We start from the raw sequence: 23683 nt of genomic DNA, 5'->3' as shown, positions 1-23683 counted from the left end.
AATGGAAAGAACAATGCTGTGCAGACAATAAATCCTCACGTTAATTCCTAATTTAGCATTGACAGAACCACTCACAGAGGGTATACTAATCCTAAGAAATTAACATACTATTAAAAAGTATTTTGAAAAGAGGTGCGCCATGGCAGACACAGGCAAACTCAAGCGGGAGAACACGGCTCTGCTCCGGCAGGCGATGCAGAACGGCTCTGCCGGCAAGAACGATCTTGCGCGGCTGACACATCTCAGCTTTCCGACCGTCAGCCGCATTGTGGATGAGATGGTCGAGTGCGGAGAAGCGCAAGAAATCGGCACGGCGGCTTCCACTGGTGGACGCTGCGCCATGCAGTACCGGCTGAACCCGCAGTACCGGCTGTTCCTGTGTCTGCGGCTGGAGCAGGACACGCTGCACTGGTTTGTGTGCGACCTCGACGGCACACCGCTCGAACAGGAACAGCAGACCTGCTCCGGCGATGTGCGCGAACTTCTCGACACGCTTCTGATGCGTGTTAGGGCGCGTTACCCGCGGCTTGCAGCGGTGGTACTCGGCTTTGCCGGAACGATGCATAACGGCATCGTCACCGAGAGCTTTGGCTACCCTGAGCTGCGGGGCGTAAGCCTTAGTGCGTATCTTCGTGATAAAACCGGCCTGCCGTGTATGGCGGCTCGCGATATGCAGGTCGTGGCCGCAGGCTACGCGGCGCAGTACACGCCCACACCGAAAGCCGTCGTGTGTATTTACATCGGCAAGCTGGGCGCAGGCGCAGGTATCGTGCTGGACGGAAAGGTCTGGGGCGGTGCCGCAGGCTTTGCCGGTGAATTACACTATCTGCCGATTGAACACAATCTCGAATACGCGCAGAATCACTTTGCAGGCGCGGATATAAGCGACTATTTCACCAAGGTCATCTGCGGCTGTGCGGCGCTCATCAATCCGGACAGGGTGGTGCTGTACGCTGACCCGCGTCTGGCAGATAAGGCATCGCAAATCTGCGTAAGCTGTGCGCAGGCGCTGCCGGAGCAGGCCATGCCGGTGATAGAGCTGTCCCGGTCCTTCGAGCAGGACTACACCCGAGGGTTATTTACCTTGGCGAAAAAGATGGAGGAAACCACATGAAATACTTTATTTTTGACATTGACGGCACGCTGATCGACTCCTCAAAGGTAGACCAGTGGGCGATGCGCACCGCACTTGCCGAGTTTGGCTATGAGTTCACCTACGAGCAGCTGATTTTCTCCTTCGGTATGCCGGGCAGACGCGCATTGGCGAAATTAAGCATTCCAGCCGAGCAGGTCGAGCCGATCATGGCTCGCTGGGAAGCGCTGGCGTATGACCGGCTGGACGAAATCCCGATGTACGACGGCATCCCCGAGGTGATAGCCGAACTGCGGAACGGCGGATGTCAGTGCGGTATTGTTACCTCGCGCACGCGCCTGCAGCTTGAGCAAGGCATCAAGCCGATTGGTTTCACGCCATGGTTTGATGAGATTATCTGCGCGGATGATGTTGAGCATCCTAAGCCTGCGCCGGACGCTCTGCTCGAGTGTCTGCGTCGGTTCGGTTGTAAACCCGAGGACGCCGTCTATATCGGCGACAGCGAGTACGATATGCAGTGCGCCAAGAGCGCCGGCGTCAAGAGCGTCCTCGCACTGTGGGGGTGCTCCGAGGCGGAGAAACTAACGTCCGACCTCAGGTTTGAGCATCCGGCAGAGATTTTAACATTACGGTGAAAATAATTGAGAATTGAGAAAGCCTCTCTCGCAACGAGAGAGGCTTTCTCTTATTCGCTCTTATGCAGCAAATCCATAAATTCCTCGCCGGTGATGGTTTCCTTCTCCAGCAGGAAATGCGCGAGCCGGTGCAGGGCATCCATATTATTCTGCAGGATGCCGATGGCCTTCTCATGCGCGGTCTTGACGGTGGCAATCACTTCCTCGTCAATCTTCGCCGCGGTCTCCGCCGAGCAGGCGAGCGCGGTATCACCCGACAAATACTGATTCGTCACGGTCTCGAGCGCAACCATATCGAACTTGCGGCTCATGCCGTAGCGCGTGATCATCGAGCGTGTCAGCTTGGTGGCCTGCTCGATGTCATTAGATGCACCTGTCGTAATCGAGCCGAAAATCAACTCCTCGGCTGCACGGCCGCCGGTGAGCGTTGCCACCTTGTTCAGCAGTTCATCCTTGCTCATCAGATTGTGCTCGCCCTCATCCACCTGCATGGTGTAGCCGAGTGCACCCGAGGTGCGCGGCACAATGGTAATCTTGGTGACAGGCGCGGAGTCGGTCTGCTTGGCAGCCACCAGTGCGTGACCGATCTCGTGGTACGCAACAATCTCCTTCTCCTTGGCGCTGAGCACGGCGTTCTTGCGCTGCGCACCGGCAATGACGGTCTCGACGCTCTCATCCAGATCGGCCTGAATGACACTGTTGCGTCCAAGACGAACGGCACGCAGAGCCGCCTCGTTGATAATGTTGGCGAGGTCAGCACCGGAAGCACCCGAAGTTGCACGGGCAATCGAGTTAAAGTCGATATTGCCGGACATATGAACATCCTTAGCGTGCACCTTCAAAATTGCGATACGACCCTGCAGATCGGGCAGCTGCACTGGAATGCGGCGATCAAAACGGCCCGGACGCAGCAGAGCCGGGTCAAGCGACTCTGGACGGTTGGTCGCCGCCAGAATAACGACGCCTTTGGTGCCGTCAAAGCCGTCCATCTCGGTCAGCAACTGGTTGAGCGTCTGCTCGCGCTCATCGTTGCCGCCCATGCCTGCGCCGTCGCGCTTTTTACCGATGGTATCAATCTCGTCAATGAACACGATGCACGGTGCTTTTTCGCTGGCTTGCTTGAACAGATCGCGCACCTTGGCCGCGCCCATGCCGACGAACATTTCGACGAACTCCGAGCCGGAGATGGAGAAGAACGGCACATGCGCTTCACCGGCAACGGCCTTCGCCAGCAAGGTCTTGCCGGTGCCCGGAGGGCCGACCAGCAGCGCGCCCTTGGGCAGCTTGGCGCCGATGGAGGCATACTTGTTCGGGTTGTGCAGGAAGTCCACGATCTCAGTGAGGGCCTCCTTGGCTTCATCCTGACCGGCGACATCGGCAAAGGTCTTGCCGGTCTCGGTCTCGGCGTAAATCTTGGCGTTGGATTTGCCGAAGCTCATCATGTTGCCGCCCATGTTCTTCATCATCTTTTTCTGCAGCCATTGACCGACCGCGATAATGAGCACAATTGGAACAACGTAGCTGATGAGCATGCTCAGCAGGGGAGAGGTCTGGGTTGGAATCTCGGCGGCAAACTTGACATTGGCCCCCAGCAGACGGCCGACCAGCTCGTCATCCGGGAAGATGCCAGTCTTGTAGAGTGCGTCCTTGCCCTTGTCGTTCTTGGCCTCGAAGGTAATTTCCTGATCCTGCTTGTCGTAGGCGATGGTCTCGACCTGACCCTTGTCCACCATGGAGATGAACTCGTCGTAGCCGACCTCGGTCACCTGTCGCTGTAGCAAGCTCGGAAACAGCAGCCAGTTGAGCATCATAAGCACGAGCAGCATGACAGCATAATAGAAGATCAGCGGTTTTTTGGGATTTTTCGCCCCTTTGGGGTTGTTATTCATGTGAGTTTCGTCCTTTCGAGTAAATCGTTGAGGTTTCGCTGCATTTTCTGCATCACACTGCACAGAGTTTGCATTTCCTGCTCGGAGATACCCTGCTGCAGTGTCAGCGCAAAGGTTTCGCAGCGGTGATGGAGCTCTTTGGCGGCAGCGTGTCCTTCATCAGACAGGTGCAGGTGCACCAGGCGGCGGTCGTTCTCGTCGCGCACGCAGTAGAGCAGACCGCGCCTCTGCAGTCCGTCTACGCTGCGCGTCACCAGCGGCTTGGAAACGTTCCACGCCTGTGCAATGACAGTTGCGGTGTCCTGCTCGGGCGCGTTGCGGTACAGAAACAGCAGCACGAACATCTCATTTGGCGTAAAGCCGCAGCTTTCGGTCAGCTCACGAAAGCAGCTGCGGTACAGCTGACCCGCGTGGAACGCATCGGCGGCAAAATCGTGGGGAGAGCCGGACATGCGGTGTCCTCCTTTCGGCAAACGGTTTACTTGTAAACTATAATAGACCGAAAGCGGGCGAACGTCAATCGCTCAAATGTGAACATTCTGAAAATTCAGACATTCGCAATTCTCCATCCGAAACCTAAAAAGACGCCGAGAACCCTCTCAGCGTCTTTCTGCAGTTTACTTCATGGTACCGCGGGTGCCCCAGTTGGAGAACTCGGTGTACGTCAGGTAAATGCTGTCATCGTGCAGACCGGTGTGCAGCTCGACAGCATCAAACAGTGCCTCGGTCAGCGCCTTCTTGTTCTCAAACTCGGTCGAACCGTAGCAGCGAACATCAACGTACGCCAGCTTGCGCTTCTCGCCTGCAAAGTACATGGTGTGGTTATCGGAGATGTCAACCATCAGAGCAGCCTCGGTCTTGCCTGGAATCAGGGAAATCTTCTGGCCGATGGTCTTCTTCAGCTCGTCCTTCTGCTCGTCGGACAGGGCCTTGGAAGTGGTAACAGCAATATACGGCATGGGTATATCCTTCTTTCTTTTGGATTGGGCAGTACTGATTGCCCGTGGTTTATTTTATTGTAGCATATCGGCCGCTGTTTGCAATATCGTAATCCTGCATAATTTGCAGTTGGGAAAGGCGTTTTAAAATCAGCAGTTTTTGACAGTGTATTTTTAAATGAACTGTGAACTTTATCAAAAACAGGTGCACAATAAGTGGATTTGTGGTATAGTATTAACAGTGAAGAAGTACAGTCCATGATCGGGTGTTGCATATGAATATCAAGTGTACGCAAAATATTTACAAAAGTGCCAATGGTGTTTCCAATGTCACCTATTATATTCTTGTTCCCGAAGGAGTAGAGGTGCGCGGTATCGTACAGCTGTCTCACGGCATGTGCGAGTATTTTTCGCGCTATACCGCATTTGCAAAATATCTCTGCGGACTGGGCTTCATTGTCTGCGGAAACGATCATATCGGACACGGAGCATCGGTCTCACGCACGGCGGATCTCGGTTTTTTTGCCGCCCGCGACGGTTGGAAGTATCTTGTTGAGGATGTCAAGCACCTGACCGACCTGATGCAGCGCCGCTATCCCGACCTGCCGTATTTCCTGCTCGGGCACTCGATGGGTTCGCTGATCGCACGGCTGTACCTGCTCGATTACGGAGAGAAGCTGTCCGGCTGCATTCTTATCGGAACAGTCGGCCCGATCGCTGCCTCCGGCAGCATCGTACATCTTGCGGATTCGGTAGCGCGCTCGCGCGGCATCACCTATCGCAGCGGACTGCTGTCCAATCTGGTGTTCAAGGGCTTCAACAGGAAAATCAAGCAGCCGAAAACTGTGTTTGACTGGCTCAGCCGTGATGAGGCGGTCGTGTCGCTCTATCAGTCGGATGAAAAGTGCAATTTCGTGTTTACCGCGACCGGATTCCGCGACCTGTTTACACTCATCACCAAGGCGAACAATCCGGTGACCTTCCGAAAAACACCAAAGGACCTGCCGCTGCTGTTCATCTCGGGTGATAAGGACCCGGTCGGGCGGTACGGTGAGGGTGTGCGCCGTACGGTCAATCTGTATCGCGGCAACGGTGTGAAGAATATCGAGGTCATCTTTTATAAGGATGCGCGCCACGAGGTGCTCAACGAGCTTGACAGACTTGAAACCTTCGGAGATATTTCCCGTTGGCTGGAGACACACCTTGCCGCAAGAACTGCAAGGCAGGCTGTCGAGCAGGAGCCGGAAACGGCAGCGGAATAAAAATAAAACCTCTCTCAAAACGCTTGAGAGAGGTTTTTTTGTGCTTTTTAGGCGCGGGAAACCGCCTTGCTATGCTGTCTGCCCTTGAAATACCGTGCATTGAGCACTGCCGAGACAACGAGCAGCACGCCTGCGATCAGCAGGGTAGCAAAACCCCAGCGGATACCCGTGCGGTTGGCAGCGATGCCGATCGCAGCCGGAGCCATAGCCGCGCCGAAGCCGTTAAGCGTAACATAAATGCCCATGGATGCCGGATAGCGCGAGAACAAATCTCCGGCATTGGCCACCGTTGTGCCGTACATGCCGGACATGCACAGCCCCAGACCAATCGTCGCAACGGCGAGAATCGGCAGCGTGGTTCCGGTGACGAGCAGCACGAGGAACGCCGCCACGCCGAAGCACATGACCGTGATCATCTGCCACGGACGGAACTTCGCAGCGATCACGCTGCACGAGAAGCGGCCGATCAGCAGCGAAACCCACAGCAGGGAAGTGATGATCTGCGCAGCGTCTGCGGCGAGCACGCCGGAATCAATGTAAAAGCTGGTCAGCCAGCCCATCATGGAAGCCTCAACAGCCTCGTAGAAAAAGCAGAGCGCTGTGCACAGCCAGAACAGCTTTTCGCGGAAAAAGCCGTAATCGGTTGCGGATTTCTGCTCGGTTTTCGTGGATTTATCGTCATCCATCTTCATAAACAGGCCGAAGATAAACGAAGCCGTCAGCAGCACAATGGAAATCTCGAGCGCAAGACGCCAGCCGTTGTCACCGCCCAGCTTATGGCAGGCGAGTACGGCCAGCGGCGCCACACACGCACCAAATGCATACGCCGCGTGCATCATGTTGAGCGGGGTCGCGCTGCCGTTCGCGTATTCACTCATTACGCGGTTGTTGTAATCCGTGATAGCGCCCTTGGAAATGCCGGTCAGGAACATGGCCGCCAGCAGCCAGACCGGTGAGCCGTTGGTCAGCAGCATGACAAAGCCGACCGCGAATACATAATACAGGATGAGGTATGCGCGTTTGAGTCCCCATTTGATGGCAGCCAGACCGGACAGCAGGCCGATGCCGAGATAGCCGATTGACTGTGCGGACAGCAGCGTGCCGCCGATCTGGTAATCCAGCGCGTAGGCCGCGCGTAAATCCGGCAGCACGGAGCCGAGCATGATGGAACTCAGTCCCTGTGCGAAATAAACAAGAAACAGTTCCGCGACAACATAGCGTTTGCTGCGGCTCAGGGAAGATAAAAATGCTTTCATTGATGTGTCCCTTCAATTTGTGTGGAATATGCGGTTTTCTTTTTTTGACCGCGATTATTAGTGATTATTAGTATAATCTCCTGCGGTGCGATGTGCTACTAAATTCTTGCGATTTGTGTTTGTGAAAAGATAGCGTATCTCTGCGAAAAACTGCTGAAACAGGCTGGAGTAGTGAAATTCTGTGCAGGGGTGCTGCACAGCTTTTATACAATCTTGCGATGATGGCGCAAAGAAACAGCGAACCGTTGCGGTTCGCTGTCTGCAAATTTGCTTGTTAGATGCGGCAGGCTTCAAGAAGCTCGTTCTTGCAGCTCCACAGCTTTTTGGAGAGATCCACGAAGTAGGTCTGCGGATTCTCGAAACGCTTGATCTGATCCCACAGAGTATCAACCTCACGGATGCAGTACTTGCGGATGTCCTCAACATCCGGGCTGTTGTAAACGCATTTGCCGTGCTTGAACAGCTGTACGCGCAGCGGACGAACCGTATAATCGGTAACGATACGCTGTTTCCAGGTGTAGACCGGATGGAACAGCACATACGGCAGGGAAGCGTCGATCTGCTCGTCGTGTACGGTGAGCACGTCGCCAAGTGCCTTGCCGGTCTTGTTGTCGAACAGGCGGTACACCTGCTTGAAGTGCGGCGTGGTGATCTTCTCGACGTTCTCGGAAACTTTGATCTTCGGGATGATCTCGCCGTTTTCGTCCTCAACGGCAGCCAGCTTGTATACGCCGCCGAATACCGGCTCGGACTTGGAGGTGATGAGCCGCTCGCCGATGCCGAACGAGTCTACGCGGGCACCCTGCACGAGCAGGTCGCGTACCAGATACTCATCGAGCGAGTTGGACGCCATGATCTGCATGTCCTCAAAGCCGGCGGCATCGAGCATTTTGCGGGCCTCGATAGAAAGGTAAGCGATATCGCCGGAATCCAGACGGATGCCGCGTGCGCGGATGCCCTTTTCCGCTTCCAGTTCCTTGGCAACGCGGATTGCGTTCGGCACACCGGACTTGAGTACATTATAAGTGTCAACCAGAAATACGCAGTTATCCGGATAAATATCCGCATAAGCCTTGAAGGCTTCGTACTCGCTGTCAAACATCTGCACCCAGGAGTGCGCCATCGTGCCGCCGGCCGGAATCTTGTAGTCACGGTCGGACAGAACGCAGGCGGTACCCTGACAGCCGCCGATGTAGGCAGCGCGGGCACCGAGGATAGCGCCGTCGTAGCCCTGTGCACGGCGGGAGCCGAACTCGAGCACAGTACGGCCCTCTGCCGCACGCGTGATGCGGTTCGCCTTGGTGGCGATCAGGGTCTGGTGGTTGATGGTCAGCAGGATCATGGTTTCGACAAATTGTGCCTGGATCATCGGACCGGCCACCGTTACGAGAGGCTCGCCGGGAAATACCGGCGTACCCTCGGGTACGGCCCATACGTCGCATTCAAACTCAAAATCGCGCAGATAATTGAGGAAGGACTCCGAGAAGCACTTGCGGCTGCGAAGATATGCAATATCCTCCTCGGAAAAATGCAGGTTGTTGAAGTATTCAATCAGCTGTTCCACGCCTGCCATGATGGCATATCCGCCGCCGTCCGGTACGCGGCGGAAGAACATATCGAAGTATGCGCGGCGGTTGCCGATACCCTTTTCGAAGTATCCGTTCGCCATCGTAAACTCGTAAAAGTCAGTGAGCATGGTTAAATTTCTTTCGGTCATTGCGAAAAACGCCCCTTTGCGCACCATTTTTTGTGCGCTTTTATTCATTCCGTGCAATCTGTCTTGACACAGTGCATTTATAATATAATAGTACGTTTTTACAGAAAGTGCAAGCATTATTTATCAAATCTAAATTCATAGTATGCATAAATATACAATCGAGAAAATAATTATAAATTTTGCTTGCCAAATGAGTATGGCGGTAGTATAATAAGACCATCGAAAAAAACGCAGAATGCGAGGTCGAAAAACATGGAAAAGAAATATAACAAAGTTGTTCTGGCATATTCCGGCGGTCTGGATACTTCGGTACTCATCCCGTGGCTGAAGGAGCATTATGGCTGCGAAGTCATCGCGGTTTCCGGCAATGTCGGTCAGGGCACCGAGTTGGACGGCCTGGAGGAGAAGGCGCTTAAGACCGGCGCGTCCAAGCTGTACATCGAGGACTTGACCAAGGACTTCGTTGATGACTACATCATCCCGACCATGAAGGCGGGCGCAACCTACGAGCAGTATCTGCTGGGTACCTCGTTCGCTCGTCCGATCATCGCAAAGCGTATTGTTGATATCGCGCTGAAGGAAGGCGCTGACGCAATCTGCCACGGCTGCACCGGCAAGGGCAACGATCAGGTTCGTTTCGAGCTGGCTATTCACGCATTTGCACCGCAGATGGATATTATCGCTCCGTGGCGTTTCTGGGAGCTGAACAGCCGTGAGAAGGAGATCGAGTATGCGGAAGCACACAACATTCCGCTGAAGATCAACAAGGAGACCAACTACTCCAAGGATAAGAACCTGTGGCACCTCAGCCATGAGGGCCTGGACCTCGAGCTGCCGTCCAACGAAGCACCGATCAACAAGCCGGGTTTCCTCGAGCTGGGCGTTTCCCCGGAAATGGCTCCGGACAAGCCGACCTATGTTACCATCCACTTCGAGAAGGGCGTTCCGACCGCAGTTGACGGCGAGAAGCTCGAGTCCGTTGCCCTGATCGAGAAGCTGAACAAGCTGGGCGGCGAGAATGGCATCGGTATCCTCGATATCGTTGAGAACCGTCTGGTCGGCATGAAGAGCCGCGGTGTTTATGAGACTCCGGGCGGTGCGGTCCTGTATGCAGCACATGCAAAGCTGGAGGAGATCACCCTCGACAAGGAAACCTCGCACTACAAGAATCAGGTTGCTCTCAAGTTCGGCGAGCTGGTTTACAATGGCCAGTGGTACACGCCGCTTCGCAAGGCGCTCTCTGCATTTGTTGACTCCACCCAGGAAACCGTTACCGGCGATGTTAAGCTGAAGCTGTACAAGGGCAACATCATCCCGGCTTCCGTAACCTCTCCGTACAGCCTGTACTCCGAGGATATGGCAACCTTCAACGAGGATGACTGCTACGATCAGGCAGATTCCGCAGGCTTCATCAACCTGTTCGGCCTGCCGCTCAAGGTTCGTGCCCTGAACGATCAGATCCTGTACAAGAAGACCGGTGAGCATTTCCCGTCTGTTGAAAAGTAAGTAAAAGAAATCGTAGGGCGGCACGCCCGTTGTGTGCCGCCCTATGAGTGTTTTGTGAGGTAACATAAATATGGCAAAATTATGGGCAGGACGTTTCCAGAAGGAAACCGATCTGGTGGTAAACGATTTCAACTCTTCCATCCTGTTTGACTGCCGTTTATATAAGGAAGATATCACCGGATCTATCGCGCACGCTACCATGCTGGGCAAGCAGGGCATCATCGAGGAGCATGAGGCCGAAAAGATCGTCGAAGGTTTGAAGGGCATTCTCAAGGATATTGAGGACGGCAAGGTTGAGTTCTCACTCGATTACGAGGACATTCATATGAATGTCGAGCAGCTGCTGACCGAGCGCATCGGTGACACCGGCAAGCGTCTGCACACCGGCCGTTCGAGAAACGATCAGGTTGCACTCGATATGCGTCTGTACGTCAAGAAGGAGATCAAGGAGATCATCAAGCTGATCCTTGGCTTTATGAAGGCGCTGACTGTAAAGAGCCGTGAGAATCTCGATGCGGTTATGCCGGGCTACACCCATCTGCAGCGTGCACAGCCGACGACCTTTGCACATTATATGATGGCGTATGCCAACATGCTCAAGCGCGACGTATCCCGCCTGCAGGACTGCTACGAGCGCATGGACGAAATGCCGCTCGGCTCGGGCGCACTGGCTTCGACTACATATCCTATCGACCGTGACTTCGTTCGTGAGCAGCTTGGCTTTGCCCGCCTGACCGACAACTCGCTCGACGGCGTATCCGACCGTGACTACTGCGTGGAGCTGCTCTCCGCGCTGTCCATCCTGATGATGCACCTGTCCCGCCTGTCCGAGGAAATTATTTCGTGGTGCTCCTGGGAGTTCAAGTTCGTTGAGCTGGACGACGCATACTCCACCGGCTCGTCCATCATGCCGCAGAAGAAGAACCCGGATGTCTGCGAGCTCATCCGCGGCAAGACCGGCCGCGTTTACGGCGCGCTAACGACCATGCTGACCGTACTCAAGGGTCTGCCGCTGGCCTACAACAAGGATATGCAGGAGGACAAGGAGGCTGTATTCGGCGCTATCGACACCGTAAAGCAGTGCCTCGAGGTATTCACGCCGATGTTCTCCACCATGACGCTGCGCCGCGACAATATGCGAAAGGCAGCTTCGCGCGGCTTCATCAACGCGACCGACTGCGCCGATTACCTGACCAAGAAGGGCGTTCCGTTCCGCGATGCGTACAAGACGGTGGGCCGTCTGGTCAACCAGTGCATCAAGGCCGATGAGACCCTTGAGACCATGACCATGCGTGACTTTGCAGCAATTTCCAACAAGTTCGGCGACGATGTATACGATGCACTCGACCTGCGTACCTGTGTTGCCGAGCGTAAGGTCATCGGCGGCCCGGCTCCGCAGGAGGTAACCCGCCAGATCGACAAGATCGATAAGTTCATCGCGGAGGTTGAGGACGATGAAGCCTAAAATTTACATCGACGGCAAGGAAGGCACGACCGGTCTGCAGATTTATGAGCGTCTCGGCGGCCGCGACGATATCGAGCTGCTGCTCATCGACGAGGACAAGCGCAAGGACATCGAGGAGCGCCGCAAGTTCCTCAATGCAGCCGACATTGCGTTTCTGTGCCTGCCGGATGCGGCGGCACGCGAGGCCGTTTCGCTCATCGAGAACGACACGACCCGTGTTATTGACGCATCGACCGCGCACCGCACCGACCCGGATTGGGACTACGGCTTTGCCGAGCTTTCCAAGGCGCACCGCGAAGCCATCAAGAACTCTAAGCGTGTGGCTAATCCGGGCTGCCACGCGAGCGGATTTATTTCCTCGGTTTACCCGCTGGTAGCAAACGGTATCATTGCCGAGGACACCGCGCTTACCTGTGCTTCACTGACCGGTTACTCCGGCGGCGGCAAGAAGATGATCGCGGAGTATCAGGACGAGAACCGCGATCCGCGGCACGATTCTGAGCGCATTTACGGCCTGAACCTGCATCATAAGCACCTGCCGGAGATGGGCTACATCTGCGGTCTGACGCAGGCGCCGGTGTTCGTTCCGATTGTCGGCGACTTCTACAAGGGCATGGCGACTACCGTTATGCTCCCGGGCGTAGACGCACACCTTGTGCATGGAACGCTTGCCAAGCACTATGAGGGTCAGCAGCTTGTCACTGTGGCGCCGTTCGGCGGGGAAGAGCCGATGATCTACGCCAACACGCTGGCCGGTCACGACAGCTTAAAGCTCATTGTCTGCGGCCACGAGGAGCAAACGATCGTCACCGCGCTGTTTGACAATCTCGGCAAGGGCGCTTCGGGCGCTGCCGTGCAGAATATGAATATCATGCTCGGTCTGGATGAAACGACCGGCTTAAACCTCTGATTTCAGCAGGAGGAAACAGTTATGAAGATTATCGAAGGCGGCGTTTGTGCCGCAAAGGGCTTCAAGGCGGGCAGCGTGCGCTGCGGCGTCAAGGAAAGCCGAACCAATGATGATACCGCGATCATTTTCAGCGAATGCGAATGCACCGCGGCTGCCACTTACACGATGAATCGCGTTAAGGCGGCTCCGCTGTACGTTACCATGGAGCACCTCGAGGACGGCGTAGCACGCGCTATCGTTGCTAATGCAGGCAACGCGAACGCCTGCGCACCGGACGGCATGGAGAACGCCCGCCGCATGGCAAAGGCAGCTGCTCAACTGCTCGGCGTTGCGGAAACCGACGTTGCCGTTGCATCCACCGGTGTTATCGGCCAGCGCCTGAACATCGAGTGCATCGAGGAGCACCTTCCGGAGCTTAAACTGGAGGACAATGCCTCCGAAAAGGCCAACCGTGCCATCATGACCACCGACACCAAGCCCAAGACGGCGGCTGTCGAGTTTACCATCGGCGGCAAGACCTGCCGCATCGGCGGCATCTGCAAGGGCAGCGGCATGATTCATCCGAACATGGGCACCATGCTGTCCTTCATCACGACCGACTGCGCTATCACGCACGAAATGCTGACCGACGCCCTGCAGGAGAACGTCAAGAAGACCTACAACCGCGTAACGGTTGACGGCGACACCTCCACCAACGATATGTGCATCGTGCTCGCAAACGGCATGGCCGGCAACACGCTCATCGAGTGGCAGGACGAGGAATATCAGGCGTTCTGCAAGGCGCTGAACGAGGTGAACACCCGTCTGGCACGCCAGATTGCTGCAGACGGCGAAGGCGCAACCAAGCTGGTTACCTGCACCGTTAAGAACTCCCGCTCCGAGGAGGCAGCTGAGCGACTGGCCAAGGCCGTTGTCGGCTCCAACCTTGTCAAGGCGGCGATGTTCGGTGCAGATGCAAACTGGGGTCGTGTACTGTGTGCAATGGGCTACTCCAAGGCACCGTTCCGTCCGGAGTACGTTTCTGTGGCGTTCGAGTCCGCAGCAGGCAGCGTAGCAGTCTGCGACAAGGGTGCGGCTTTGGATTTTGATGAAGAACTGGCGAAGAAGGTGCTCTCCGAGAGCGAGGTTACCATTGCAGTTGACGTAAATGAGGGCGAGGACAGCGCTACTGCATGGGGTTGCGATCTTACTTACGACTACGTTAAAATCAACGGTGATTACAGAACTTGATTCTTAAAAACGAAGAAAACTCCCGATAAAGGAACGAATTAGTATGGATACTCAACTTGATGCGGAGCTGCGCGCCAATATTCTGGTCGAAGCGCTTCCGTACATTCAGGAATATTACGGTCAGACTGTTGTCGTAAAATACGGCGGCAACGCGATGATCAACGAAGAACTCAAGGATGCCGTTATCCACGATCTGGTGCTGCTCAATCTGGTCGGTGTCAAGGTCGTTATCGTACACGGCGGCGGCCCGGAGATCAACGAAATGCTGGGAAAGATCGGCAAGGAGAGCAAGTTCGTCAACGGTCTGCGCTACACCGACCGTGAAACCATGGATATTGTCCAGATGGTGCTGTGCGGCAAGGTCAACAAGGATCTTGTAACCCTGCTCGAGAAGGCAGGCGGACGCGGCATCGGCCTTGGCGGCATGGACGGCGGTCTGTTTCAGGCAAAGCGCCTGACCGACCGTGCCGGCACGGATTACGGCTACGTCGGTGATATCATGGACGTTGACCCGGCTCCGGTCATCGATGTGCTGCAGCAGGGATACATCCCGGTCGTTTCGACCGTTGCACAGGGCATCGACGATGAAACCAACTACAATATCAACGCCGACACCGCAGCCAGCAAGCTGGCAGTCGCACTCGGCGCAAAGAAGCTGATCCTGCTGACCGACGTGCGCGGCCTGATGCTGGATGTCGACGACCCGGACAGTGTCATTCACCGCCTGAAGGTGTCCGAGGTGCCCAAGCTGGTGCGTGACGGCGTGATCAAGGGCGGCATGATCCCGAAGGTAGACTGCTGCGTTGAGGCAGTCCGAAAGGGCGTTGAGCGTGCTACCATTCTGGACGGTCGTGTAAAGCATTCGATCCTGATCGAGCTGCTCTCCAAGGTCGGCGCAGGCACTATGTTTCAGTAATTGAGAATTGAAAATGGAGAATGGAGAATGATTCGCTCCGTATCTCCGGTAAAAGGTGATACCCTATGACTTACAATGAATTAAAAAGCGAAGAAAACAAATATGTAATGAATACCTACGGCCGGTTTCCGATTGCGCTGGACCACGGCGAGGGTGCGACTCTGTGGGACGTTGAGGGCAAGAAGTACATCGATCTTGCTTCCGGCATCGGTGTAAACTGTCTGGGTTATGCCAATCCGGCGATCATTGACGCAATCGACAAGCAGGCGCACAAGCTGATGCATGTTTCCAACCTGTTCACCACCGAACCGATGGTTCAGGTTGCCAAGAAGCTGGTAGAAAAGACGCATCTGGGCGGCAAGGTATTCTTTGCCAACTCGGGCGCTGAGGCAAACGAGGGTGCCATCAAGCTGGCTCGTAAGTATTCGTTCGACAAGTACGGCGAGGGCCGCTACAAGGTGCTGACGCTCATCAACTCCTTCCATGGTCGTACCGTAACCACGCTGAAGGCCACCGGTCAGGAGCGTTTCCACAACTATTTCTTCCCGTTTACCGAGGGCTTTGATTACGCGGTTGCCAACGACATCAAGTCGGTACGCGCAAAGGCGGACGATATGACTTGTGCCATCATGATGGAGCTGATCCAGGGTGAGGGCGGTGTCCTGCCGCTTGACCGCGAGTTCGTCAAGGAGGTAGAGAAGCTCTGCCGCGAGAAGGATATGCTGCTCATCATCGACGAGGTGCAGACTGGTATCGGCCGTACCGGCAGCCTGTTTGCCTTCCAGCAGTACGACATCAAGCCGGACGTTGTCACTATGGCAAAGGGTCTTGGCGGCGGCATGCCGATCGGCGCTGTCATGGCGGCGGATACCTGCTGCAACGTCCTGACGCCGGGCACGCACGCGACCACCTTCGGCGGTACGCCGATTGTCTGCTCCGCAGCAAACGTCGTGCTCGATACGGTCGGTGACGGCCAGTTTCTGATGAAAGTACGCGAAAAGGGCGAGTACCTGCGCAACGGCATCCTGTCTCTTGGCTCGCCGAATATCAAGGGCGTGCGCGGCATGGGTCTCATGCTCGGCATCATCGTTGAGGAAGGAAAGCACTCCGTGTTTGCCAATAAGCTGATCGAAAACGGCGTTCTGGCGATCACCGCCGGCAAAAATGCCGTTCGTCTGCTTCCGCCGCTCACCATTTCCAAGGAAGAAATGGATGAAGCGCTTTCCATCATGGCAAAAGTCTTTTAAGAGAGAGTGAAGAGTGGAGAGTTAAGAGTGAAGAGAAGGTTCACTCCGCAGAAAATCTCCACTCTCCACTCCTCAATCTTCACTCTATTAAAAGGGGTTTTTTACAATGAAGCATTTACTGAAGCTGCTTGACTGCTCCACTGAAGAGATCATCGGTCTGCTCGATCTGGCGGATCAGCTCAAGTATGAGAAAAAGCACAACATTTCCCATCGTCATCTGGAAGGTAAGAGCCTTGGCATGATCTTCCAGAAGTCCTCCACCCGTACCCGTGTTTCTTTCGAGACCGGCATGTATCAGCTGGGCGGTCAGGCACTGTTCCTGTCCAATCGCGACCTTCAGATCGGCCGCGGCGAGCCGGTACAGGACACGGCCCGTGTGCTGAGCCGTTATCTGGACGGCATTATGATCCGCACCTACGAGCAGAAGGAAGTAGAGGATCTGGCAAACTACGGCTCTATTCCGATCATCAACGGTCTGACTGACTTCTGCCATCCGTGTCAGGTTCTGGCAGACCTCATGACCATCCGTGAGAAGTTTGCCGTTCTTGAGGGGCTCAAGATGTGCTACATTGGCGACGGCAACAACATGGCAAACTCGCTGATCGTCGGCGGCCTCAAGACCGGCATGAAGGTTTCCATCGCAACGCCGGCGGACTACCGTCCGGACGCTGAGGTTATGGCATTCGCAGAGCCGAACCCGAACTTCTTCATCACTGATGACCCGATGAAGGCTGCTGAGAACGCAGACGTTGTTATCACTGATACATGGGCGTCCATGGGTCAGGAAGCCGAGAAGGAAGTCCGCATGAAGGCATTCCAGGGCTATCAGGTCAATGATGAGCTGCTGGCTGCTGCAAAGCCGGGCTGCATGGTGCAGCACTGCCTGCCTGCCTACCGTGAGCAGGAGATCACCACCAAGGTGTTCGAGGAGCACGCAAACGAAATTTTCGATGAAGCAGAAAACCGCCTGCACGCACAGAAGGCCGTTATGGTTACTCTGATGGGCAGCAAGGAAGACTGATTTCTGATAAAAAGCCGCTTTTCGCAAGGAAAGGCGGCTTTATGTTTTTCTTGCTGAAGTGTTGACAAATCCCTTACCGGAGACTATAATAGCAGTATAATAAATCAGTTCTGTTTCAGGGCGGAGTGAAAGTCTCCACCGGCAGTATACAGGCTTCGAGTCTGATAGTCTGCGAGCCGCAAGGCATGATGGGTTAGAATCCCAACCGACGGTTATAGTCCGGATGAGAGAAACAGATGTACCTATCGCTACGTCTGTATGCCTCTGGAGCAATCCGGGGGCTTGTTTTATTTATGGAACAGGACTCCTGAAAGGGAGAAAAAACAGCAATGACAAAAACCAGCAAAATCACCTACACCGCAATTTTTGCGGCTATCGCAACCGTACTGATGTACTTTGAGTTTCCGATTCCGTTCATGCCGCCGTTTCTCAAGGTGGATCTGTCCGGCGCGGTCGTGCTCATCGGCGCGTTTATCTTCGGCATCGCTCCGGCGATTACAATGATCGGCATCAAGGACATTATTCATCTGACCCAGACCCAGACCGGCGGCTCCGGTGAGGTCGCAGATTTCCTGATGCTTTCCACGCTCGTTGTTATCGCCGTGTTGCTGTACCGCGGACACAAGAGCCGCAAGATGGCTGTCCTCGGCTGTGCAGCCGGATCGGTCGCTATGGCCTGTGTCGGCATGCTGACCAACTATTTCCTTATCATTCCGTTTTATTCGCAGGTTATGCCGTTGCAGGCTATCTTTGATGCGTGCAATGCTATCAACCCGTATGTGACCGGCATGCAGGGCTATCTGCTGCTTGGCGTTCTGCCGTTCAATCTCATCAAAGGCGCAATCCTGACTGCGATTACCATGCTCGCCTACAAGAAGCTGAGCGTGTTCATCAAGTCCAAGCAGATCGAACTGCACCACTCCAGACAGCGTGTCGGATAAGTGAAAAGCGAAGGTGCTCTCCATCAAACGGAGAGCACTTTTTTGTTCAATAATCGGAAACAGTGCGGTAGCATCTATGATTTCGACAAAGATCTGTATATGAATTGACAAAATGCGTGGCCAAGATTATATCACATGCGTGCATCTAATAGATTCGGTCCCGTCAAGATTTATGCGCAAAATTATTTGCAGGCTCCGGCTGAATGAAGTCAACCGGCAATAAAGGCGTCGTCCAGCGCCGTCTCCAAGTGCTTCATGTTCATATATTTTTTGCTGCCCCACTGCGTGCCCGCCACATGGCGAAGCCGGGCACAGACCAGTATCAGAGCAGAGTTGCCGTCAGGAAATGTTCCCACCACACGGGTACGCCGGCGGATTTCACGATTCAGCTGCTCAATCACGTTGTTGGTATGGATGCGAGTCCAATGCTCGCTGGGAAAATCGCAGTAGATCAGAGTTTCCTCAATGCCGTCCTCGACCTTCTTGGCAGCCTCCTTTAGCTTCATGGCGCGCAGTCCGGCAACGACCGCTTTAGCCTTGTCGCGGGGCGTCTTTTGGCTGGATCGCCTTGAGCATTTTTGCTACAATTTTGACCTTGGATTTAGGTACAACAGAGAAAACATTGCGATAGAAATGCACCGTGCAGCGCTGGTATTTGGCGTCCGGGAACACCTCGCCCACGGCCTCCACCATCCCCATGCACTTGTCGCCGACGATGAGCTTCACGCCGTCCAGACCGCGGCCGCGGAGCCATTGGAAGAAGCTGACCCAGCTGGCCTTGGCCTCCTTCATTTCCTCGACAGCTCCCAAAACCTCACGGAAACCATCCTCATTCACGGCGATTGCCACCAGAATAGCTACATTTTCGTACTCTCCGCCTCAGTGGTAGCGCAGGTAGATACCGTCCACGTAGACGTATGGATGGCGTCCGCCCTGTAACGGACGGTTCCGCCAGGCCTCGATGTGGACATAGGATTTCTTGTTCAGCTCGCTGATGGTAGCGGGCGAAACCTTGCTGCCCCACAACGCCTCGGTGATGTCCTCCACACGGCGCACGGAAACGCCTGCCAGATACATCTCGATGAGCGCTTCCTCCACGCTGCTCTCCCGGCAGCGATACCGTTCGATGATGGCTGTCTCGAAGGACACGCCCTTGAGCCGCGTCATGTGGAGCGTGACATTACCGGAGGTCGTGGTGAGGTTTTCAATTTGCGCAACTTATTGTACCTTATCATATGAATCAGGAAGAATAGCATGGATTTATGGAGAAACTAAACTGTCGGGTAAAATTAATATACAGCGCTCGTGTTTTTCGTCTTATTATTACTCATCAACGGCGTAGCCCTGTGGAAAGCTTCACGGAGCTTTTTGCACTTATAGAATATTTATGCGAAACACAGATAAATGAACGTATAGTTATTAAACGAAAAACATCAGACAATATATATATGGAAATGCCATAATAGAGAATTAGTAGTCGCTTTTAAGATAATAACATAAATATGCAAATATGAATATTCTGCCGATGAAAGGCTCACTGTATAAGCGGAGTAGACACAAAGAAACAGACTAACGACTGGCTGTGCCTTTATGGAAAATGATGAATATTATATGTCGAATTTTGTCGATTAAAACATTGACGCATATGAAACCTCATGGTAAGCTGAATAAAAATATATGTGTTCTCTGCGAAAAATTGTGCAGAGTGCAGTGAACAAAGCGCACGCAATCGTCAAATACCAGCTTGCGGGTCAGGAGGAAAACGTGAAACGTCTTAAAACGGCATTTTCGGTGGTCTTGGCGCTCTCGATGGCGCTCGGCATGGTAGTCGTTCCTGCGGGAGCGGCCGACGGCACTTATCAGAATGCGGTTTATCCGGAACGGATATGTAGAAAGGCTCAACCAACTACATCAATCCGAATCAATCGAAATGGTACACCTGTAGTTGAAAAGTCGATTACTGTTTCGATTCCAACTAATGATGAGCCATGTCGGGATACTTATACGGCAGATGCGCTTTTTGAGGATAAAACGGTCAATTCAGAGGCGTCTTGTGATATTGAACTGAATACTGCGGATGGAACTGCGGTTTCGTCTGACGGACTGGATGGAGTTTCTTTCAGGACAGAAGGCGGTCAATGGTTTATGTACGTCACAAGATTTGCAAAATCAGGAGCTGTCTATCACTTGACGGCTTCATGTATGAAGATTACACCTGAGAAACTTGACATCGTTTTGTGCTCAGCCGAAGAAAACACAGAGAAAACCCCGGTTATTAACTGGTCTGCAGTGGCCACCGGCACATACGGCCAGACCTGGAATGAAATGGTTGATGTTTCCGGTTGCAGTGCAACGCTGAACGGCACCGAACTTTCCGGCACATTCGAGGTCGTAAACGGTGAAACCGTCCCGAATGTCGGGGACAAATATCGGCTCAAATTTATGTCGGAAGACAGCAAGTACACTGTGGAAAGCGAGGAGTTTTCTGCAGAAATTCAGCCGAAACCGCTGACAATTACGGCGGAAAGTGCAGAGAAAGTGTACGATGGCGAACCTCTGGTGAAAGATGGATACACAGCAGGCAAACTGGTGCCCGGCGACAAAATCATCGAGGTGAAGGTTTCCGGCACGCAGACGAATGCAGGAAATGCAGAAAATGTACCACATAATGCAAAAATATGCGGAAACGGTACAGATAAGACGAAAAATTACGCAATCAGCTATGCCAATGGCACGCTGAAAGTTACTCCGCGGGATATTGCAGACGCGCAGATTGATATGAAGCAGACCGAGTATGTGTATGACGGAGTCGAGCATAATCCCAAGCCAATCATCGCAATAGACAATAAAACGTTGAAAATCAACGTAGATTACGAACTTTCTTACACCAATAACAGAGACTGCGGTGCAGGAACGGTGACAATTACCGGCAAGGAAAATTATACCGGAAAAGTTGAGAAAACATTCCAAATCACACCGAAAACACCCGAAAAGGACACCGATTACAAGATTGCATTGCCTGTTGATTCGACCTACGACGGCAAGCCGTGTGAGGCGTCGGTGTGGACGAGAACAGGCGTTGGCGAGGTCACAGTTTGGTACAACGACAGCACAGCTTTGCCGGTTCGTGCCGGAACTTACAACGTGGCGGTCGGGATTGCATCGAGTGATAACTTTTCTGCGGTCGAACGGGTGAATGTCGGCAGTTTTACAATCAATAAGCGCACGATTTCCTTGGATACAACAGCGCTGAAAGTCGCGGACAAGACATGCAACGGACGCGATGATGATGCACGGATTAGCGGTTTGGCGTTCAGCAATCTTCCGGAAGGCGCGGCACTGAGCGAGGGCACGGATTACACGCTCTCAACACGGTACGCATCTGCCGAAGCTGGCGAGTGGGACGTGACGGTTACAGTTACACTTACGAATAAAAATTACACGTTAGAGGACGAAAACTGCACTGTAAAGGGTAAAATCCTGCCGAAAGCGGTCGAACTTATTGTAAGCGCGAAGGATGCAGTCTATACCGGTCTGCCGTACAGCGAGAGCAATCTGACCTGCTCGGGCACGTCCGCGCCGACATATCGCTACTACGCCGACAGCAACGGTGCAAAGAGCAATCAGCTGGATGGTGCGCCGATCAACGCTGGAACTTACTGGGTGGAAGCGTATGCATCGGAAACGAGCAGCACGGCTTCCGCAACCTCGCAAGCGGTTCGGTTTCATATTGAAAAAGCGCCGCTGTGTATTCGTGCCAAGGATAAAACCATAACCTATGGGGAAACGTTAAGTGATAATGGTGTGGAAATCAACGGATTCGTGAATAATGAGAACGAAACTGTGCTTTCGGGTCTGCACTATGCGTTTGACTATGCGCAGTTTAGCGATATTGGAACTTACACGATTATCCCGATGAATGCACAAGCTGAAAATTACAAAATTACATACGAAAACGGCGTGTTGACCGTACAGCCGAAGCCTGTTGAGATAAAATGGAACAGCGAGAGTATTTTCTATTATGATAGTACGCCGAAATCGGTCACGGCAGAAGCGATTGGCGCGGTGAACGGAGATGCGCTTACTGTCATAATCGAGGACGGCAGCCGGACCGAAATCGGGGAGTACACCGCACGTGCGGTCGCTCTGGCAGGCGGAAAGGCGGGCAACTATGTGCTGCCCGAGGCACAAACCTTCTCGTTTCAGATCAAGAAGGCGCTCGAGACGGCAACTGTCACGCCGAGTACCGTTACTGCCGTAATCGACGGCCTGACGATTCGACTGACCGGCTTTGCGACCGAGCCGATCACGGTTTCTGCGCCGGATGCCGTGGCCGCGGGCGATACGCTGACCATCCATGGCGTGACGTACACGATCGACCGTTCCGCAGTGGATATGCGCCGCGCGGAGATCACGTTCGTGTTTGCGGACAGCAGTGCGCAGACCAACGTTTACGGCGCGGGAGATATCGGAACGGCGTTTCCGACCGATAGTAAGCGCGGATACACGTTTGACGGGTGGAAAATCGGTGATAAAACGTACACGACGCTGACGGAGGAAGCACTTACTAAACTGAACGGCACGCAGACTGCAGCACCGGTGTTCACTGCTCAGCAGAGTGGCGGAACGAGCGGCAGTGGCGGCGGCGGTCCGGTCCGCACGCCGACCGGTGCGGTGACTGCGGCTAAGAGCGAGCACGGCGAGGTCTCAATCACACCGAAAAACGCAGCCAAAGGCAGCACAGTGATGATTAAAGCTGTGCCAAAGGAAGGCTATGCGCTCAAAACAATCGCGGTTACCGACCAGAGCGGCAAGCCGGTCGCAGTGACGGAGAAGGACGGTCGGTTTACATTCGTCATGCCTGCGTGCAATGTCACGCTTACACCTATTTTCGAGAGACAGCCTGCTCAAAATGTGAGCTTCGATGACGTCAAGCCAACCGAGTGGTACGCCGATGCCGTACGCTGTGTTGTGGAAAAGGGTCTGATGAGCGGCACAGGTACGGATGCGTTCTCGCCGGATGGCACGACCACGCGCGGTATGCTGATGACGATTCTCGCACGGTACGCGGGTGCGGATACGACCGGCGGTGCAAACTGGTACGAGAAGGGCATGGCGTGGGCGCAGTCGGCAGGCATTTCGGATGGCCGCGCGCCGGAGGCCGGCATTACACGAGAGCAGCTCGTCACCATGCTGTACCGCTATGCGGATGTCCCTGAAGCCAGCGGCACACTGGATGCCTTTGCAGACGCAGATACCGTCAGCGCCTACGCGGTCGATGCTATGCGATGGGCGGCAGCGAACGGAATCGTCAACGGTTCACACGGCAGACTGAATCCACATGGGAATGCCACCCGCGCACAGGTCGCGGCAATGCTGATGAGGTTCTGTGAAAAGATGGAACGATAATACATTACGCCGCGCATGTCGGAGAACGCTGTGCGCGGCGTAAATTTTCGGGTCTAAAAATTTTTTGGAATTTTTTCAGAAAATGTGTTGACAGATTCGTAATTCTGTTATATACTAAACAAGTCGTCAGGGATGAGACGACAACGACCCGATGGAAGTTTAGCTCAGCTGGGAGAGCATCTGCCTTACAAGCAGAGGGTCACAGGTTCGAGCCCTGTAACTTCCACCAAACGAAAAGCTCCTAAACA

The 23683-nt window shown here is 54.1% G+C and carries 17 protein-coding genes, 1 tRNA gene, 1 pseudogene and 1 riboswitch; of the genes and pseudogenes, 13 read left to right on the top strand and 6 right to left on the bottom strand.

Features of this window, described 5'->3' with window-relative positions:
- Nucleotides 1-139 precede the first annotated feature (139 nt).
- Together C7386_RS11360 and C7386_RS11355 are read left to right on the top strand one after the other, a co-directional pair.
- Entirely contained in the window at nucleotides 140-1114 is a 975-nt protein-coding gene (locus C7386_RS11360) for an ROK family transcriptional regulator (RefSeq protein ID WP_110436735.1), read from the top strand.
- Nucleotides 1111-1728 carry an HAD family hydrolase gene (locus C7386_RS11355; RefSeq protein ID WP_110436736.1) on the top strand — a complete coding sequence of 206 codons (618 nt, stop codon included), beginning with the start codon at nucleotides 1111-1113 and terminating at the stop codon, nucleotides 1726-1728. The genes C7386_RS11360 and C7386_RS11355 overlap by 4 nt, the downstream gene beginning before the upstream one ends.
- Nucleotides 1729-1778: 50 nt before the next feature.
- Here the strand turns inward: C7386_RS11355 and ftsH are convergent, their stop codons facing one another.
- The 3 genes from ftsH to C7386_RS11340 all read right to left on the bottom strand — a co-directional run bounded on the left by ftsH (nucleotide 1779) and on the right by C7386_RS11340 (nucleotide 4576).
- A complete protein-coding gene (gene ftsH / locus C7386_RS11350) occupies nucleotides 1779-3617 on the bottom strand; it encodes an ATP-dependent zinc metalloprotease FtsH (RefSeq protein ID WP_110436737.1) in 1839 nt (612 codons plus the stop codon).
- The gene (locus C7386_RS11345) at nucleotides 3614-4069 is read right to left on the bottom strand and encodes a MarR family winged helix-turn-helix transcriptional regulator (protein WP_110436738.1); all 456 of its coding nucleotides are present in this window, start codon (nucleotides 4067-4069) and stop codon (nucleotides 3614-3616) included. Before C7386_RS11345 ends, ftsH begins: the two co-directional genes overlap by 4 nt.
- A 165-nt stretch (nucleotides 4070-4234) precedes the next feature.
- The gene (locus C7386_RS11340) at nucleotides 4235-4576 is read right to left on the bottom strand and encodes a phenylpyruvate tautomerase MIF-related protein (RefSeq protein ID WP_110436739.1); all 342 of its coding nucleotides are present in this window, start codon (nucleotides 4574-4576) and stop codon (nucleotides 4235-4237) included.
- Nucleotides 4577-4830: 254 nt separating this feature from the next.
- Here C7386_RS11340 and C7386_RS11335 point away from each other — a divergent pair, with 254 nt between their 5' ends.
- The gene (locus C7386_RS11335) at nucleotides 4831-5817 is read left to right on the top strand and encodes an alpha/beta fold hydrolase (RefSeq protein WP_110436740.1); all 987 of its coding nucleotides are present in this window, start codon (nucleotides 4831-4833) and stop codon (nucleotides 5815-5817) included.
- Between the two features lie 47 nt (nucleotides 5818-5864).
- Here C7386_RS11335 and C7386_RS11330 read toward each other — a convergent pair whose 3' ends face one another.
- Nucleotides 5865-7073 carry an MFS transporter gene (locus tag C7386_RS11330; protein WP_110436741.1) on the bottom strand — a complete coding sequence of 403 codons (1209 nt, stop codon included), beginning with the start codon at nucleotides 7071-7073 and terminating at the stop codon, nucleotides 5865-5867.
- Between the two features lie 274 nt (nucleotides 7074-7347).
- On the bottom strand, nucleotides 7348-8790 hold the full coding sequence (locus C7386_RS11325; protein WP_110436742.1) for a nicotinate phosphoribosyltransferase: 1443 nt from the start codon (nucleotides 8788-8790) through the stop codon (nucleotides 7348-7350).
- 252 nt (nucleotides 8791-9042) lie between these two features.
- Between C7386_RS11325 and C7386_RS11320 the strand changes: the two genes are divergently transcribed.
- The 8 genes from C7386_RS11320 (at nucleotide 9043) to C7386_RS11285 (ending at nucleotide 18026) form a co-directional block, all read left to right on the top strand.
- A complete protein-coding gene (locus tag C7386_RS11320; protein WP_110436743.1) occupies nucleotides 9043-10296 on the top strand; it encodes an argininosuccinate synthase in 1254 nt (417 codons plus the stop codon).
- 70 nt (nucleotides 10297-10366) lie between these two features.
- On the top strand, nucleotides 10367-11761 hold the full coding sequence (gene argH, locus C7386_RS11315) for an argininosuccinate lyase (protein ID WP_110436744.1): 1395 nt from the start codon (nucleotides 10367-10369) through the stop codon (nucleotides 11759-11761).
- Nucleotides 11751-12671, top strand: coding sequence for an N-acetyl-gamma-glutamyl-phosphate reductase (gene argC, locus C7386_RS11310; protein WP_110436745.1), 921 nt, complete (start codon nucleotides 11751-11753; stop codon nucleotides 12669-12671). Before argH ends, argC begins: the two co-directional genes overlap by 11 nt.
- Before the next feature lie 21 nt (nucleotides 12672-12692).
- The gene (argJ, locus tag C7386_RS11305) at nucleotides 12693-13901 is read left to right on the top strand and encodes a bifunctional glutamate N-acetyltransferase/amino-acid acetyltransferase ArgJ (protein WP_110436746.1); all 1209 of its coding nucleotides are present in this window, start codon (nucleotides 12693-12695) and stop codon (nucleotides 13899-13901) included.
- A 43-nt stretch (nucleotides 13902-13944) separates the two neighbouring features.
- Complete coding sequence (argB, locus tag C7386_RS11300) at nucleotides 13945-14817, top strand: acetylglutamate kinase (RefSeq protein WP_116705577.1); 873 nt, start codon at nucleotides 13945-13947, stop codon at nucleotides 14815-14817.
- A 65-nt stretch (nucleotides 14818-14882) separates the two neighbouring features.
- Complete coding sequence (locus C7386_RS11295) at nucleotides 14883-16064, top strand: aspartate aminotransferase family protein (protein ID WP_116705576.1); 1182 nt, start codon at nucleotides 14883-14885, stop codon at nucleotides 16062-16064.
- A gap of 106 nt (nucleotides 16065-16170) precedes the next feature.
- A complete protein-coding gene (gene argF / locus C7386_RS11290; RefSeq protein ID WP_116705575.1) occupies nucleotides 16171-17085 on the top strand; it encodes an ornithine carbamoyltransferase in 915 nt (304 codons plus the stop codon).
- Nucleotides 17086-17192: 107 nt separating this feature from the next.
- Nucleotides 17193-17324, top strand: a riboswitch (FMN riboswitch).
- A gap of 90 nt (nucleotides 17325-17414) precedes the next feature.
- Nucleotides 17415-18026 (top strand): ECF transporter S component, encoded by a 612-nt coding sequence (locus tag C7386_RS11285; RefSeq protein WP_110436750.1) that lies wholly within the window; start codon nucleotides 17415-17417, stop codon nucleotides 18024-18026.
- 209 nt (nucleotides 18027-18235) lie between these two features.
- Here C7386_RS11285 and C7386_RS11280 read toward each other — a convergent pair.
- Nucleotides 18236-19229, bottom strand: a pseudogene (locus C7386_RS11280) (IS256 family transposase); the annotation flags it as partial.
- A 999-nt stretch (nucleotides 19230-20228) separates the two neighbouring features.
- On the opposite strand from C7386_RS11280, the gene C7386_RS11275 reads away from it, so the two are divergent.
- Both C7386_RS11275 and C7386_RS11270 read left to right on the top strand, forming a co-directional pair.
- The gene (locus C7386_RS11275) at nucleotides 20229-23435 is read left to right on the top strand and encodes an MBG domain-containing protein (RefSeq protein ID WP_165815543.1); all 3207 of its coding nucleotides are present in this window, start codon (nucleotides 20229-20231) and stop codon (nucleotides 23433-23435) included.
- A 153-nt stretch (nucleotides 23436-23588) separates the two neighbouring features.
- Nucleotides 23589-23664, top strand: a tRNA-Val gene (locus tag C7386_RS11270).
- The last annotated feature ends 19 nt before the right edge of the window (nucleotides 23665-23683 follow it).

It is taken from the genome of Agathobaculum butyriciproducens (genome assembly GCA_003096535.1).
GTDB lineage: Bacteria > Bacillota > Clostridia > Oscillospirales > Butyricicoccaceae > Agathobaculum > Agathobaculum butyriciproducens.
The sequence above is the reverse complement of the archived record's forward strand: the minus strand, read 5'-3'. Positions and strand labels throughout refer to the sequence as shown.

Excerpts from the sequence above, each read along its gene's own strand:
- C7386_RS11360 (WP_110436735.1), top strand. The coding sequence starts at position 140 with ATGGCAGACACAGGCAAACTCAAGCGGGAGAACACGGCTCTGCTCCGG.
- C7386_RS11355 (WP_110436736.1), top strand. The coding sequence starts at position 1,111 with ATGAAATACTTTATTTTTGACATTGACGGCACGCTGATCGACTCCTCA.
- ftsH (WP_110436737.1), bottom strand. The coding sequence starts at position 3,617 with ATGAATAACAACCCCAAAGGGGCGAAAAATCCCAAAAAACCGCTGATC.
- C7386_RS11345 (WP_110436738.1), bottom strand. The coding sequence starts at position 4,069 with ATGTCCGGCTCTCCCCACGATTTTGCCGCCGATGCGTTCCACGCGGGT.
- C7386_RS11340 (WP_110436739.1), bottom strand. The coding sequence starts at position 4,576 with ATGCCGTATATTGCTGTTACCACTTCCAAGGCCCTGTCCGACGAGCAG.
- C7386_RS11335 (WP_110436740.1), top strand. The coding sequence starts at position 4,831 with ATGAATATCAAGTGTACGCAAAATATTTACAAAAGTGCCAATGGTGTT.
- C7386_RS11330 (WP_110436741.1), bottom strand. The coding sequence starts at position 7,073 with ATGAAAGCATTTTTATCTTCCCTGAGCCGCAGCAAACGCTATGTTGTC.
- C7386_RS11325 (WP_110436742.1), bottom strand. The coding sequence starts at position 8,790 with ATGACCGAAAGAAATTTAACCATGCTCACTGACTTTTACGAGTTTACG.
- C7386_RS11320 (WP_110436743.1), top strand. The coding sequence starts at position 9,043 with ATGGAAAAGAAATATAACAAAGTTGTTCTGGCATATTCCGGCGGTCTG.
- argH (WP_110436744.1), top strand. The coding sequence starts at position 10,367 with ATGGCAAAATTATGGGCAGGACGTTTCCAGAAGGAAACCGATCTGGTG.
- argC (WP_110436745.1), top strand. The coding sequence starts at position 11,751 with ATGAAGCCTAAAATTTACATCGACGGCAAGGAAGGCACGACCGGTCTG.
- argJ (WP_110436746.1), top strand. The coding sequence starts at position 12,693 with ATGAAGATTATCGAAGGCGGCGTTTGTGCCGCAAAGGGCTTCAAGGCG.
- argB (WP_116705577.1), top strand. The coding sequence starts at position 13,945 with ATGGATACTCAACTTGATGCGGAGCTGCGCGCCAATATTCTGGTCGAA.
- C7386_RS11295 (WP_116705576.1), top strand. The coding sequence starts at position 14,883 with ATGACTTACAATGAATTAAAAAGCGAAGAAAACAAATATGTAATGAAT.
- argF (WP_116705575.1), top strand. The coding sequence starts at position 16,171 with ATGAAGCATTTACTGAAGCTGCTTGACTGCTCCACTGAAGAGATCATC.
- C7386_RS11285 (WP_110436750.1), top strand. The coding sequence starts at position 17,415 with ATGACAAAAACCAGCAAAATCACCTACACCGCAATTTTTGCGGCTATC.
- C7386_RS11275 (WP_165815543.1), top strand. The coding sequence starts at position 20,229 with ATGAAGATTACACCTGAGAAACTTGACATCGTTTTGTGCTCAGCCGAA.